Raw genomic sequence first — 12,846 nt, 5'->3', positions numbered from 1 at the left:
GCGGATTCGCGGGAGCGACGATGCCACGTAAGCGTTCAGACGAGCGGTTATCTTTCTTTCTGTTTCGGGATGTTCGAGAACCAACAGAACTACAAGATAGTATACGAACGGTCAGGTAGTAGGCGGTATCAGCGGTAATACGAACTCAAACACCATTATGAACAGACGAACGTTCATGAAAAATATCGCGGGTGGAATCGCCGTTCTCGGGTCGTCGACGGGTGTTACCGGGGCGTCGAGCGGGAACTCGACCGCCGGTTCCGACGGGGAGACAGACGCCGGTGGCGGCGCGTCCGGCGGCGGTTCGACCACTCATACTATCCAGATGGTGACAGAAGATGGGGAGTACTATTTCGACCCCGTCGGACTGCACGTCTCCCCCGGCGACACCGTCGAGTGGGTCCTCGAAAGCGGCGGCCACTCCGCGACGGCCTACGCCGAGTCGAATCAGGCCGAACAGCGCATCCCGGCGGACGCGTCCGGTTTCGACAGCGGCCTCTTGGAGGAGGCCGGAACCAGCTTCTCGTACACCTTCGAAGTCGAGGGGACCTACGACTACTTCTGTAGCCCGCACAAGCAACTCGGGATGGTCGGTCGGGTCGTCTGCGGCGAACCCGGTGGGCCGGCCGAGGAGGGCGCGATTCCGAACGAGCCGGGGTCCGGTCTCATGCCCGGGTCGGCGGACATCGTCGAGGCGGGGTCGCTGTCGTACCCCTACGTCCCGAGCGGCGGCTCTTCGGGGTCGCTCCCGTGGCAGTTCTGGGCCGCGACGGGCGGACTCGGGACCGCCGTCGTCGCGATGGTCTCCAAGTACGACCGGGCGTCGGGCCGCTACGGCGAGTAGGGCCGCGACGACCGCCCGTCAGGCCGCGGTCGGTCGCCCGACCGCCTCGCGGACGAACTTGCCGAGCAGGCCGAGCGTCGCGGCTCCCATCGCCGCGGCGAAGACGACGACGAACACCGAAAGCGGGTCGCCGAGGTCGGAAAGCGCCCGCGAGCGGACGAAGTTCGCGGCGAGAACCGTCGTGACCGCGAACAGGACGACGCCGCCGAGGTTCGCCAGCGTCGAGTTCGGCTCCGAGACCGCGTCGCCGTTGAGCAAGACGAGCACGACGGCGATGGCGAACGGCGTGCCGACGAGGCCGAACGCCAGCACCAACACGAGAAGCGGGAAAAACGCGCCGCCGAGGAACGCGCCGACGCCGGAGAACAGCGCCACCCCCGCGAGGAGCGCGCGGTAGCGACCGTCCGAGAGGTCCGTCCCCCAGCCGAGTTTGTCGGCCACGAGGTACGGCGGGACGACGGTGTTGCCGCCGAGCGTGGAGACGGCCGCGCCGAGGAGGCCGAGGAGGAACAGCCACCGCGCGTTCGCGCCCGCAATCGGGCCGAGCGCCTGCGCGGCCGCCACCGCCGTGAGGTCGCCCGCGGCCACCTCGGGACCGTGGAGGACGCCCGCGGCGACGAGGAAGATGGCGAGGCTGTAGACGCCGAAGGCGACGAGCATCGACGCGCCCACGTCGAACGTCGCCAGCCCGTAGTCGCGGGTGGTCCAGCCGCGGGCGCGCATCGTGTACGAGTGCATCGTGATGAGCGTGATGTGGACCGCACCGCCGAGGATGCCGGCCGCGACGAGCGCGCCGTCGACGCCGGCGGGGAGTCGCGGGACGAGCCCGCCGGCCGCGGCCGCCGGGTCGATGGGAACCAAAACCAGCGACGCGAGGAACGCGACGACGACGGCCGCGACGAGCCCCTTCGCGAGGAGTTCGACGAACCGGTAGCCGCGCCCGGCGAGGCCGGCGGCGAGGACGACCGCCCACGCGACGCCCCAGACGCGGGCGTCGACGCCGGTTACCGTCGCGCTCACGTTCGCAAGGCCCTGCATGATGACCAACTGAGCCAGCCCCGCGGCCAGCACCGCGTCGGCGACGAGCACCCACGCCCAGCCGTCGCCCAGCTCGCGTTCCACGACCGAGACGATGCCGTCCTCCGTGAGCAGTCCGAGCCGCATCGAGAGGTACTGCGCCGACGCCCCGAGCACCGCCGAGAGCACGACGACCCACAGCATCGCGTAACCGAACGTCGCGCCGGCCGTGAGCACGGTCGCCATCGTCGCCGGCCCCGCCGCGACCGCGCCCGCGACCCACGAGGGCCCCCATCTCCGAGAGGTACCCACGCCAGTCACCGTCCGCCACCGCCGATACGTCGAGTCTGGGTTCGCTCATGGCGTCGTGGTCTCGGCGGTCGTCACAAAAGTGTTGCTACTGGGTGTTACAACCGAGTAATCGTCTCGAACCGTGGGAGTCGGCACGGGTCCTTTTATCCGACCGACGTGAGTGGCATAGGTAATGAACGATGGTGGCGGTACGATTGGGCTCCTCGTCGTCGCCGATTCGAGCGTCGCGGCGGCGGTCACCGAGGCCGTCCGTCGGCGCGCGGCACGGGTCGACGTCGAGGAGGTTCGCACCGCCACCGCGGCGCTGGAACGGCTAGAAGGCGCTGACGCCGGCTTCGGTTCCGGTTCCGGCTCCGGCTCGGATTCCGGTTCCAACTCCAGTTCCGGCTCCGACTCCACCTTCGACTGTGTCATCGCGTCGACCGACGCGGGGGAGATGGACACGCTCGACTTCCTCGCCGCGGTTCGGCGACGCGCGCTCGGCCTGCCGTTTTTCGTCGTCGCCGACGGGAGGCGGGGACTGACGGCGAGCGACGCCCTCGACGCCGGCGTCACCGACTACGTCCAAGTACGAGGCCGCGAGGGGTACGACGAGCTGGCCGCCCGGGTCGAGCGGGTGGTCGCACCGCCCGCTCGGGGGGAGTTCGACCCGTCGCTCGTCTACGAGGAGGTCTTCGAGCAGATACGAGAGGGCGCGTGCCTGTACGACCGCGACGGTCGGTTCCGACTCGTCAGCGGCTATCTCGCCGACGTCTACCAGACGACGCCGGCCGAGCTCGAAGGCGAGCGAAGCCCGCTCGTCGAGGCGGTTCGAAGGGACTCCCCGGACGACCCGTATCAGCGACTCGTCGACGGCGAGATAGACTCGCTCGAAGGCGAGGCCGACCTCGTCACCCCGGACGGCGAGTCGCGGACGCTGAGCTACCGCTTCGCGCCGTTTCGGGTGGCGGGCGAGGTCGTGGGCGTCGTCGCCGTCTCGCGAGACATCACCGACCACCGAAAGCGAGAGCGGCAACTGAAGCGCGCCCGCGAGGAGTACCAAGAGCTCATCGACGGCATGAACGACACCGTCTGGGTCCTCGGCACCGACGACCGCATCCTCGCCGTGAACGAGACCGCGGTGGGGCTGTTCGGCTACCCGCGGGACGAACTCCTCTCGATGACGCCGCACGACATCGACGCGGGACTCAGCGACGACGAGATTTCGGGGCTCATCTCCCGGATGCCGACCGACGGCACGCAGGTGTTCGAGACGGTCCACCGGACGAAATCGGGGCGCGAGTTCCCCGTCGAAATCAGTTCGAGCCTCGTGACCTACCGCGGGGAGTCGGCCATCCTGAGCGTCGCCCGCGACATCACGACGCGGAAGTGGTACGAGGCGGAACTCCACGAACAGAACCGCCTCCTCGAAACGCAACGCGACGAACTCGCGGTGTTGAATCAGGTCGTCCGCCACGACGTTCGCAACGACCTGCAGTTGGTGACCGCCTACGCGGAACTGCTCGCCGAGCGCGTCTCCGACGACGAGGCCCGGGAGTACGTCGAAATCGTGCGGAAGCGGGCGAACCACGCGGTCGAACTGACGAAGACGGCCAGAGACATGGCCGAGATGATGAGCACGCGGGGCGTCGAGATCGAACCGGTCCGGCTGGCTCCCGTGCTGAGAGCCGAACTCGCGTCGCTCCGGGAGATGGCACCCAACGCGAGCGTGACGGTCGACGCCGAGTTGCCGGTGGTCGCGGTGCTCGCCGACGACATGCTCGGGTCCGTCTTCCGGAACCTCCTGACGAACGCCGTCCAACACACGGACAAACGCGAACCGAGCCTCTCTGTCTCCGTCGCGGAGCGCGAGGGAGGCGGCCGCGTCGTGGTCCGAATCGCCGACGACGGGCGCGGCGTGCCCGACGAGCGGAAGGACGCGATTTTCGCCAAGGACGAAAAGGGACTGGAGAGCCGTGGGACCGGCCTCGGACTGTACCTCGTGCAGTCGCTGGTCGAGAAGTACGGCGGCGACGTGTGGGTCGAGGACAACAACCCCTGCGGTTCCGTCTTCTCGGTCGAACTCCGGACCGCCCCCGGTCAGGCCGACTCGGACCAGTCGTCGCCGACGCGGTCGTAGCCCATCATCTGGCTCCCCTCGTGTTCGGTGAAGACGACCTTCTGGTTCGACTCCGGCACGCCGAACCGCTCTGCGACGGCCTCGATGACCGCGAGGGCGAGGTCGCGCTTCCGCTCGGCCGACCGGCCCGCGCGGATGTCGGCCTGTAGTACGACGGTCTTGTCCCCGGTCGCCCGGCCGAGGTGAATCGCCCGGACCTCGCGGACGCTGACGGCGGCGTAGTCGGTGTCGGCGTCCATCCGCTCGGCGTACAACTCGGCCATCTCGCTGGCGAATCGGTCCGCCTCGCGCGCCGTGACCTCGAAGTCGAGGTCGAACTGGAGATGCGGCATCTGCGTGACTCGCAGATACGCCCGCGACGACAAAAAGCCCGCTCCGTCGGCGGAAACGGGGACGGAGTCGGCTGAACAGAACGCGATGCGTCGAGACGGCGGCGAGTCGCCCTACAGGTCCGCCACGTCTTCGATGGCGTCGGTCAGCGCCTTGATGGACTCCACGTCGTGTTCGCCCATGTGGCCGATGCGGAACGTCTTCTCGCCGAGCGCGGAGCCGTAGCCGTTCGAGAAGGCCATGTCGTACTTCTCGTTGACCTCCTCGATGGTGGCGGCGACGTCGATGCCCTGCGTGTTCTCGATGCAGGCGACGGTCTGGGACTCGTAACCCTCCTCGGGGAACATATCGAAGTGCTCGTAGGCCCACTCGCGGGTGTACTCGGCCATCTCGCGGTGGCGCTTGTCGCGCCCCTCGTGGCCCTCTTCGAGCATGTACTTCATCTGCTTGCGGTACGCGAGCATGATGGGAATCGCGGGCGTGGAGTGGGTCTGGCCCTTGCGGTCGTAGTAGTCGAGGGCGCGCTGGAAACCGCCGTACCACGACGCCGAGTCCTTCGACAGTTCGCGCTCGTAGGCGTCCTCGCTGACGGTGCAGATGGCGAGTCCCGGCGGCATGGCGAACGCCTTCTGCGACGAGGCGAAGATGACGTCGATGTTGTGCTCGTCGATGTCGACGTAGTCGCCGCCGAGGGCGGACACCGCGTCGACGACGAAGTAGGTGTCGGGGTACTCGGCGACCACGTCACCGATTTCCTCGATGGGGTTGCGGACGCCGGTCGAACTCTCGTTCATCACGGTGGCGACCACGTCGTAGTGTTTGTCGCTGGACTCCAGCGCCTCGCGGATGTCCTCGGGCTTGATGGCCCGTCCCCACTCGTACTCGATGCGGTCGACGTTCTTGCCGAGGCGCTCCGCGACGTTCGCGTGGCGCTCGCTGAAGCTCCCGCAGGTCGGCACGAGGATGTTCTCGTCGACGAGGTTGAGCGTCGAGGACTCCCAGATTTCGGTTCCCGACCCCGTGAGAATCATCACGTCGTTGTCCGTGCCGAGGAACTCCTTCGTGTCCTCGACGATGGTCGTATAGAGGTCGGTCATGCGGTCCATCCGGTGGCCGAACATCGGCTGGCACATCTCCGCGATGACGTCCTCGCGCACCTCGGTCGGACCGGGGATGTACAGCGTCTTGTCCGGATAGTCGTCCTTGTATTCGCGTTTTTCCGTCACGTCATCCACCTGAATACGGACCACTGCGTCGCGGGCGATGATGGTACTTGTGATTGCGACACTCGTCGCAGTCGCTCAGGGGGTGTTAACACGGGGCAAAACGGGCGGCGTCGGCGGGGGGAAAACGGCTCCGGCGTGAGGTCTGAGGCTCAGTCGTCCGCTTCAGCCGACTCGGCCCGCGGGACCGTCACGTCGGTCAGGCCGGCCTCTATCTGCTCGCGCCGACCTTCGAACTCGCCGGGGAGGACGAGGCGGCCGCCGAGGTCGTCGAGGGGTTCGTCGGCGGTGTAGCCCGGGTCGCTCGTGGCGAGTTCGAACAGCACGCCGCCGAACTCGCGGAAGTAGACCGACCGGAACCAGTGGCGGTTGATTTGGGCGGTCGGGCGCAGGCCCTTCGACTGGACGGCCTTGCGCATCGCCTCTTGGTCCTCGTCGGTCGGCGTCTGGAAGGCGACGTGGTGGACCGTGCCGAGGCCCTGTCGACTGCTCTCGATGGTCGGCAACACGTCCACGTACTTCCCGACGGTGCCGGTCGCGGCGAACCGCGTCCGCTCGTCGCCGGGGGTGTCGCCCTGCGCTTCCTCGGTGCCGACGCGCTCGAAGCCCATCGTTTCGAGCAGGTCTTCGGTGGGCTGGGGGTCGGCCAGCCAGAGCGTCACGGAGTGGAAGCCGCGAATCGCAACGTCTTCGGGGACGAACTCGGTCCACGGGACGGTCGGGTCGTCGTCGGCTATCTCGACTTCGACCAGTTCGACCGGGAGGCCGTCGGGGTCGCTGAAGGGGAGGACCGTCTCGCCGAATCGCTCGACTCGGTCGTCGTAGTCGACGCCGTACTCGTCGAATCGGTCCTCCCAGTAGTCGAGGCTCCCCTCGGGCACGCGGAACGCGGTGCGGGAGACCTGTCCGGTGCCGACCTTCCCGCGCGAGAGGTTCTCCCACGGGAAGAACGTCATGCTCGTGCCGGGCGTCCCCTCCGCGTCCGTGAAGAAGAAGTGGTACGTGCTGGGGTCGTCCTGATTGATGGAGCGCTTGGCGAGGCGGAGTCCGAGCGTCTCGACCCAGAAGTCGAGGTTCTCCTGTGGGTCGCCCGCGATGCAGGTGACGTGGTGGATGCCGGGGGTGGGCGTGATGTCTGCCATGGACGGTCCTACGGGCCGCAAGGACTTGAGTATCCGCTGACGCGAGTGTTACCGGGTCGCGGCGGCGTCGTCGCCGCTCGCGCGGCCCCGGCAGTCGAGTCGGCGAGACACACGTTTTTCCCCATCGACGATGACGTTCGACGTATGCAGACCCGCGCACTCGGCGACACCGGCCACGAGAGTACCATCGCAACGTTCGGCGCTATCGCGCTCAACTGGCTCGAACAGGAGGGCGCGAACCAGATGGTCGAACACGTCCTCTCGAAGGGCGTCAACCACTTCGACGTGGCCCCGACCTACGGCGACGCGGAGCTCAAACTGGGCCCGAAGCTCCGCCAGCACCGCGAGGACATCTTCCTCGGCTGTAAGACCCAAGAGCGGGGCTACGAGGGCGCGAAACGGAAGCTCGACCGCTCCTTTGACCGCCTCGGCGTCGACTACATCGACCTCTATCAGGTCCACGGCCTCGAATACGAGTCGGAACTGGACGAAATCACGGCCGACGACGGCGCGCTCGCGGCCTTCCGCGAGGCGAAAGACGAGGGGAAAATCGGCCACATCGGGCTGACGAGCCACGGCAACCCGGGGCTCATCCGCGACGCCATCGACCGCATCGACGACCTCGAAACGCTGATGTTCCCGCTGAACCCCGTCGTCGTCGGCAAGGGCGACGACGAACACGACTACGAGGGCGTCTTCGAGGCGGCCGAGAAGGCCGGCATCGGCACCCTCGGAATCAAGGCGTTCGCCCGCGGGCCGTGGCCCGACACCGACGACCTCCCCGAGGCGGACCGGCCGTTCGCCAACTGGTACGAGCCGGTCGACGCCCCGGACGAAATCGCCGAGCGGTTCGACTTCGCGGCCGCGCGGGGCCTCACGAGCGTCGTCACGCCGGGCGACCCGAAGCTCGTGGCGATGGTCCTCGACGCCGCGACGCGGTACAACGGCATGGACGAGACGGCCCAGCGGTCACTCATCGAGCGCCTCCGCCACGACGAGAGTCCGGTTCCGGAGCAACTGCACCACTAGCGAGGCGAGACGACTCCCGCCTCGATTCCACCCGCCGCCAATGGACGTTCCAACGACCGTCACGGCCGCCCTCGACGACCGGCCGGTCCGCGACGCGGTCTGTCTGGAGGCCGGTTCGGGGACCGGCAACGCGACCGCCGGACTCCTCGACGCGGGCGCGAAACGGATCTACGCCGTCACGAACGACCCCGAACACGCCGCCCTCGTCCGCGACCGGGTGGCACCCGAGCCCGCGGACCGAGCGCGGACCGCGGTGCTTCAGGCCGACGTTCGGAGCCTCCCGCTCGCCGACGACTCGGTCGATATCGTCACCGCCCACGGGCTGTTCAACCTCATCGGTCCCGAGTCGCTCGCCGCCGTCGCACGGGAGCTAACCCGGGTCGCCGCGCCCGGCTGTCACCTCGTCGTCGACGACTACGAACCGCTCCCCGACGACGCCGCGGTTCGGGAGTTGTTCGCGCTCGAAAACGCGGCGAGCCAGTTGGCCCGCGGGCGACCCGCGCTGACGTTCTATCCGGCCGACGCGCTCGGGGCGCTCTTTTCGGGGTACGGCTGGCGCTTCGACCGCGAACTGACCCTACTGGACCCGGTGCCGTGGTCCGAAAGCCACGTCGAGGCGCACGCGTCGCTGGCGGCGTCGCTGGCGGCGGAGGTCCCCGGCGAGATGGGGAAGCGGCTCGCGGCCGAGGTCGAGCGCGTCGCCGACGCGGTCGAATCGGAGTCCGCGGGCGAGATGTACAGCGTGGCGATGCGGCTGTCCGACTCGGGGGCAGACGCGACTCGATAGCCGCGGACACGACTCGGTAGGCGCGGGCGCTACCGCTCGCGGTCGACCGCCGCGTCGTCGAGCCAGCCGTCGACGACGCCCTTGAGCGCGCCGGTGGTACTGCCGAGATTGATGAGCTGATAGCCGTGTTCCGCCTTCTGGTTCACGTCGTCCATGCCGAAGCCGAGGCCGCCGACGGGGACCCCGGCATCGACCGCGGCCGAGCGGATGCGCTCGACCGCGTCCTGCACGTCGGGGTGGTCTATCTCGCCGGGGTGGCCGAGCGCCACCGAGAGGTCGAACGGTCCGATGAAGACGAAGCCCAGTTCGGGCACGTCGAGAATCGCGTCGAGGTCCGCAAGCGACTCGGCGGTCTCGATGGTCACGCCGACGAGCGTCTCGCGGTCCTCGCCCGCGACGTAGTCGTCTGCGAGGCCCCACCGGCGGGCGCGGGGCGACGCGAGGCCGCGGTCGCCGGGGCCGTCGCCGTAGGTAAAGCGGGCCGACCGAACCGCCGCGCGGACCTCGTCGGCCGACTCCACGCGCGGGAGGAAGACGTTTCTGACGCCGAGGTCGAGGGCCTTCCGGACGAACTCGGGGTCCGTCGTCGGGAGTCGAACCAGCGGCTCGATGCCGGTTCGTTCCGCCGCGCGGAGGAGGTCTTCCATCGCACCCGAGTCGAGCGGGCTGGGGCCGCCGTGTTCGAGGTCGAGCCAGACGAAGTCGAGACCGAGTTCGCCGTAGAACTCCACGAGCGTCGGGCTGTAGGTGTTGTCGAGGACGCCGAGCGCGACGCCGCCGGCCTCGATTCGGGCGCGGAGCGCGTTCGATGATGGTGTGTCGACCATGTTCGCGATACGACACGTAGCCGGAAAAGCGGCGTGGCGGTCGTCGGAGAGCCGCGTCGCCGGTCGCCGGTCGCCGGTCGTCGCTTACGACTCGTCGGGCGTCCAGCCGTCGCCGACGCCGACGAGGTGGTTCACGCTTCCCGCGCCCTCGCCCACGTCGGCGGGTTCGGCGAGGGTCGCACGCGTGAACTCGATGCCGCGGCGGACCGCGTCGGCGAGGTCGTCACCGCGGGCGAGGCGGGCGGCGACGGCGCTCGAAAGGGTACAGCCGGAGCCGTGGGTCGCCGTCGCGTCGATGCGGGGGTTGACGAACGTCGTCGTCTCGGTCGGCGTGACGAGCGTGTCGACCACGGTGTCGCCGTCGGTGGCGACGTGGCCGCCCTTCAGGAGCACGGCGTCGGCACCGCGGTCGAAGAACCAGTCGGCGGCCTCGGAGACGGCCGTCGGGGAGTCGGGGAACACGCCCGTCAGCGCCTCGGCCTCGTCGGCGTTCGGGGTGGCGAGCGTCGCCCGCGCGAACAGGGCGTCGTAGGCGTCGACGGCGTCCTCGGCCAGCAGTCTGTCGCCGGAGGTGGCGACCATCACGGGGTCGAGGACGACCGGGCCGTCGTAGTCGGCGAGGCAGTCGGCGACCGTCTCGACCGCCTCGGCCGTCGCCAGCATCCCGAGTTTCACGGCCGCGATGTCGAAGTCGTCGGCGACGGCCTCGTACTGGGCGCGAATCGACTCGGCGGGGAGGACGTGCGAGCCCTCGACGCCGCGGGTGTTCTGGGCGGTCGCGGCCACGACGACCGACCCGCCGTAGACGCCGAGTCGGGTCATCGTCTTCAGGTCGGCTTGGATGCCCGCGCCGCCGCCGGAGTCGCTGGAGGCGATGGTGAGGGCGTACGACGGCGTCTGCGGGTCGGGCGGGGTCCCCGGCATCTATCGCACCTCGATGCGGTCGATTCGGTCGACGATGTCTGGTGTCGAGGCGTCCGCGAGCCCCGCGACCGCGTCGAGGAAGGCGATTTTGTAGCTGGCCGGGCCGCGGTAGTCGCCGAACGCGCCCTCGGCGGCGAGTTCGCCCGCGAGTCCGTACGCCGCGGTTCCGGTGAGCGCCGCCGCAACCGGGTCGTCGACGGCGGCCGCGAACACCGCGAGCGTCGCGCCGAGCATACAGCCGGTGCCGACGACCGCGCCCATCATCGAGTGGCCGGCGTCGACCTCGAAGGCGGCCGTCTCGGTGGCGACGATGTCGGTCTCGCCGGAGGCGACGACGACCGCGCCGGTCTTCCGGGCGCACTCGACGGCCGCCGCGGCGATTTCGGCGTACTCGCCGACCGACTCGACCCCGCGGACCTCGGCGTCGTCGCCGACGAGCGCGGAGATTTCGCCGTAGTTGCCGTTGAGCACGTCCACGTCGAGGTCGGTGACGAGGCGGTCTGCGACCCGGTCTCTCGTCGGGGTCGCGCCGACGCCGACGGGGTCGACGACGAGCGGGATACCGCGCTCGTTGGCGGCCCGCCCGGCGGTCAGCATCGTCTCCTCGCCCGACTCGCTCACGGTCCCCATGTTGAGCAGACAGCCGTCGGCGATGCCGACCATGTCGCCGACCTCGCGCTCGTCGTCGGACATGACCGGCAGGCCGCCCCAGTAGAGCGTGACGTTCGCCACGTCGTTGACCGTCACGTCGTTCGTGACCGAGTTGATGAGCGGTTGCTCGCCCGCGACGGCGGCGAGCGCCTCGTCCAGCGCCACGTCGGGGACGCCGCCCGCGCCGGTCGCGTCGTCCGAACCGTCCGCGCCGCCCGAACCGCCCGGTCCACCCGCGCCGTCCGGGCCGTCTCGTCCGCTCATCGGCGGTCACTCCCGGCGACGACCGAGGCGGCGAGGCGGCGGGTCGCGTCGGCGGGGTCGTCCGCGGCGGTGATGGCCGAGACGACGGCGACGCCGTCGGCCCCGGCGGCGACCACGTCGGCGGCGTTGTCGGGCGTGACGCCGCCGATGCCGACGAACGGAATCGAGACGGCTTCAGCGATGGCCGACACCCGCTCGGTCCCGATTTCGGACTGTTCGGGGTCGGTGTCTTTCGTGTCCGTGGCGAACACCGCCCCCACGCCGAGGTAGTCCGCGCCGGCTTCCTCGGCGGCTCTCGCGCCCGCGACCGTCGAGACCGACCGGCCGACGACGGCGTCGTCGCCGAGTTGCTCGCGCGCGACCGAGACGGGCACGTCGTCGTCGCCGAGGTGGACGCCGTCGGCGTCGATGGCGGCCGCGATGTCGACCCGGTCGTTGACGACGAGCGGGACGCCCGCGTCGGCCGTCACGGCGCGGACCTCGCGGCCGACCGCGTAGCGGTCGCGGGCGCTCGCGTGCTTCTCCCGGAGTTGAACGACGTCGACGCCGCCGTCGACGGCGGCCCGCACCACGTCGGGGGTCGACCGCCCGGCGGAGCGGTCCGACTGCGTCACCAGATAGGTTCCCATCGAGATATTCATTGGTTGTATTTTGGAGTGATGCGGCGACGGGCAAAACAGTTCCTCCTCCGAGCGTCGTCCGGCCGGATTCCCGGCGACTGGGAGGTGCCGACTGCCGTTATGGTGTGAGCGAGCTAACAGGAACGCGGTGAACTGTATGGGAACGATACTCGTCGCGTACGGGAGCAGAGAGGGACAGACGGAGAAGATAGCCGAGCGCATCGCGATGGCGCTGGCGGCCCACGGCTACGACGTGCGGACCGAGTCGGTCACCGACGACGCCGCCGGCGAGGCGGTCGCCGACGCCGACGCGGTGCTCGTCGGGTCGTCGATTCACATGGGCGCGCACTCGAAGCCGGTGTACGCGTTCGTCCGCGAGCACCGCGAGGACATCGAGGCGCGGCCCAACGGCTTCTTTCAGGTGTCGCTGTCGTCGGCGCTCGACGACGAGGACGCCCGCGCCGAGGTCGCGACGTACATCGACGAGTTCGTCGAGGAAAGCGGCTGGCACCCCGAGCGGATGGCCGCGTTCGGGGGCGCGCTTCGGTACTCCGAGTACGGCTTTCTCACCCGGATGGTGATGAAGCGCATCGCCAAGGGCGCGACCGGCGACACGGACACCTCGCGGGACTACGAGTACACCGACTGGGACGAAGTCGAGACGTTCGCCGCCGACTTCGCCGACTTCGTGGACTCGACCGCGGGCACCGCCGCGGGAGGGGCGGCGGTCTGAGCGGGCGGTGCGACCCGCCCGGTG

At 69.3% G+C, this 12,846-nt stretch carries 13 protein-coding genes; 5 read left to right on the top strand and 8 right to left on the bottom strand.

Features of this window, described 5'->3' with window-relative positions:
• The first annotated feature begins 157 nt into the window (after window positions 1-157).
• The gene (locus C438_RS11080) at window positions 158-844 is read left to right on the top strand and encodes a plastocyanin/azurin family copper-binding protein (RefSeq protein ID WP_004969478.1); all 687 of its coding nucleotides are present in this window, start codon (window positions 158-160) and stop codon (window positions 842-844) included.
• An 18-nt stretch (window positions 845-862) separates the two neighbouring features.
• On the opposite strand, the gene C438_RS11075 is transcribed toward C438_RS11080, so the two are convergent.
• The gene (locus C438_RS11075) at window positions 863-2,107 is read right to left on the bottom strand and encodes a divalent metal cation transporter (RefSeq protein WP_004969477.1); all 1,245 of its coding nucleotides are present in this window, start codon (window positions 2,105-2,107) and stop codon (window positions 863-865) included.
• Between the two features lie 238 nt (window positions 2,108-2,345).
• Here C438_RS11075 and C438_RS11070 point away from each other — a divergent pair, with 238 nt between their 5' ends.
• On the top strand, window positions 2,346-4,292 hold the full coding sequence (locus C438_RS11070; protein WP_004969475.1) for a sensor histidine kinase: 1,947 nt from the start codon (window positions 2,346-2,348) through the stop codon (window positions 4,290-4,292).
• On the opposite strand, the gene C438_RS11065 is transcribed toward C438_RS11070, so the two are convergent.
• The 3 genes from C438_RS11065 to C438_RS11055 form a co-directional block, all read right to left on the bottom strand.
• On the bottom strand, window positions 4,253-4,624 hold the full coding sequence (locus C438_RS11065) for a tautomerase family protein (RefSeq protein WP_004969474.1): 372 nt from the start codon (window positions 4,622-4,624) through the stop codon (window positions 4,253-4,255). The two genes, C438_RS11070 and C438_RS11065, sit on opposite strands and share 40 nt — an antisense overlap.
• Window positions 4,625-4,735: 111 nt before the next feature.
• Window positions 4,736-5,848 carry a pyridoxal-phosphate-dependent aminotransferase family protein gene (locus C438_RS11060; RefSeq protein WP_004969473.1) on the bottom strand — a complete coding sequence of 371 codons (1,113 nt, stop codon included), beginning with the start codon at window positions 5,846-5,848 and terminating at the stop codon, window positions 4,736-4,738.
• A 149-nt stretch (window positions 5,849-5,997) separates the two neighbouring features.
• Window positions 5,998-6,987, bottom strand: a complete 990-nt coding sequence (locus tag C438_RS11055) for a ring-cleaving dioxygenase (RefSeq protein ID WP_004969472.1) — start codon at window positions 6,985-6,987, stop codon at window positions 5,998-6,000.
• Window positions 6,988-7,131: 144 nt separating this feature from the next.
• Here C438_RS11055 and C438_RS11050 point away from each other — a divergent pair, with 144 nt between their 5' ends.
• Window positions 7,132-8,016: an aldo/keto reductase gene (locus tag C438_RS11050; protein WP_004969471.1), complete on the top strand. Its 885-nt coding sequence runs from the start codon at window positions 7,132-7,134 to the stop codon at window positions 8,014-8,016.
• 40 nt (window positions 8,017-8,056) lie between these two features.
• A complete protein-coding gene (locus tag C438_RS11045; protein WP_004969470.1) occupies window positions 8,057-8,803 on the top strand; it encodes a class I SAM-dependent methyltransferase in 747 nt (248 codons plus the stop codon).
• Window positions 8,804-8,832: 29 nt separating this feature from the next.
• Here the strand turns inward: C438_RS11045 and C438_RS11040 are convergent, their stop codons facing one another.
• The 4 genes from C438_RS11040 to thiE form a co-directional block, all read right to left on the bottom strand.
• Window positions 8,833-9,630 carry an HpcH/HpaI aldolase family protein gene (locus tag C438_RS11040; RefSeq protein WP_004969469.1) on the bottom strand — a complete coding sequence of 266 codons (798 nt, stop codon included), beginning with the start codon at window positions 9,628-9,630 and terminating at the stop codon, window positions 8,833-8,835.
• 84 nt (window positions 9,631-9,714) lie between these two features.
• Window positions 9,715-10,554: a bifunctional hydroxymethylpyrimidine kinase/phosphomethylpyrimidine kinase gene (gene thiD, locus C438_RS11035; protein WP_004969468.1), complete on the bottom strand. Its 840-nt coding sequence runs from the start codon at window positions 10,552-10,554 to the stop codon at window positions 9,715-9,717.
• Complete coding sequence (gene thiM / locus C438_RS11030; RefSeq protein WP_004969466.1) at window positions 10,555-11,469, bottom strand: hydroxyethylthiazole kinase; 915 nt, start codon at window positions 11,467-11,469, stop codon at window positions 10,555-10,557.
• Window positions 11,466-12,098 carry a thiamine phosphate synthase gene (thiE, locus tag C438_RS11025; RefSeq protein WP_193363631.1) on the bottom strand — a complete coding sequence of 211 codons (633 nt, stop codon included), beginning with the start codon at window positions 12,096-12,098 and terminating at the stop codon, window positions 11,466-11,468. Before thiE ends, thiM begins: the two co-directional genes overlap by 4 nt.
• Window positions 12,099-12,246: 148 nt before the next feature.
• Here thiE and C438_RS11020 point away from each other — a divergent pair, with 148 nt between their 5' ends.
• A complete protein-coding gene (locus C438_RS11020; RefSeq protein WP_004969461.1) occupies window positions 12,247-12,822 on the top strand; it encodes a flavodoxin domain-containing protein in 576 nt (191 codons plus the stop codon).
• The last annotated feature ends 24 nt before the right edge of the window (window positions 12,823-12,846 follow it).

The organism is Haloferax denitrificans ATCC 35960 (assembly GCF_000337795.1).
Taxonomy (GTDB): Archaea; Halobacteriota; Halobacteria; order Halobacteriales; family Haloferacaceae; genus Haloferax; species Haloferax denitrificans.
This window is presented reverse-complemented; position numbering and strand designations above follow the sequence as displayed.

Excerpts from the sequence above, each read along its gene's own strand:
- thiD (WP_004969468.1), bottom strand. The coding sequence starts at position 10,554 with ATGCCGGGGACCCCGCCCGACCCGCAGACGCCGTCGTACGCCCTCACC.
- C438_RS11070 (WP_004969475.1), top strand. The coding sequence starts at position 2,346 with ATGAACGATGGTGGCGGTACGATTGGGCTCCTCGTCGTCGCCGATTCG.
- thiE (WP_193363631.1), bottom strand. The coding sequence starts at position 12,098 with ATGGGAACCTATCTGGTGACGCAGTCGGACCGCTCCGCCGGGCGGTCG.
- C438_RS11045 (WP_004969470.1), top strand. The coding sequence starts at position 8,057 with ATGGACGTTCCAACGACCGTCACGGCCGCCCTCGACGACCGGCCGGTC.
- C438_RS11080 (WP_004969478.1), top strand. The coding sequence starts at position 158 with ATGAACAGACGAACGTTCATGAAAAATATCGCGGGTGGAATCGCCGTT.
- C438_RS11055 (WP_004969472.1), bottom strand. The coding sequence starts at position 6,987 with ATGGCAGACATCACGCCCACCCCCGGCATCCACCACGTCACCTGCATC.
- C438_RS11020 (WP_004969461.1), top strand. The coding sequence starts at position 12,247 with ATGGGAACGATACTCGTCGCGTACGGGAGCAGAGAGGGACAGACGGAG.
- C438_RS11040 (WP_004969469.1), bottom strand. The coding sequence starts at position 9,630 with ATGGTCGACACACCATCATCGAACGCGCTCCGCGCCCGAATCGAGGCC.
- thiM (WP_004969466.1), bottom strand. The coding sequence starts at position 11,469 with ATGAGCGGACGAGACGGCCCGGACGGCGCGGGTGGACCGGGCGGTTCG.
- C438_RS11075 (WP_004969477.1), bottom strand. The coding sequence starts at position 2,107 with ATGGCGACCGTGCTCACGGCCGGCGCGACGTTCGGTTACGCGATGCTG.
- C438_RS11050 (WP_004969471.1), top strand. The coding sequence starts at position 7,132 with ATGCAGACCCGCGCACTCGGCGACACCGGCCACGAGAGTACCATCGCA.
- C438_RS11065 (WP_004969474.1), bottom strand. The coding sequence starts at position 4,624 with ATGCCGCATCTCCAGTTCGACCTCGACTTCGAGGTCACGGCGCGCGAG.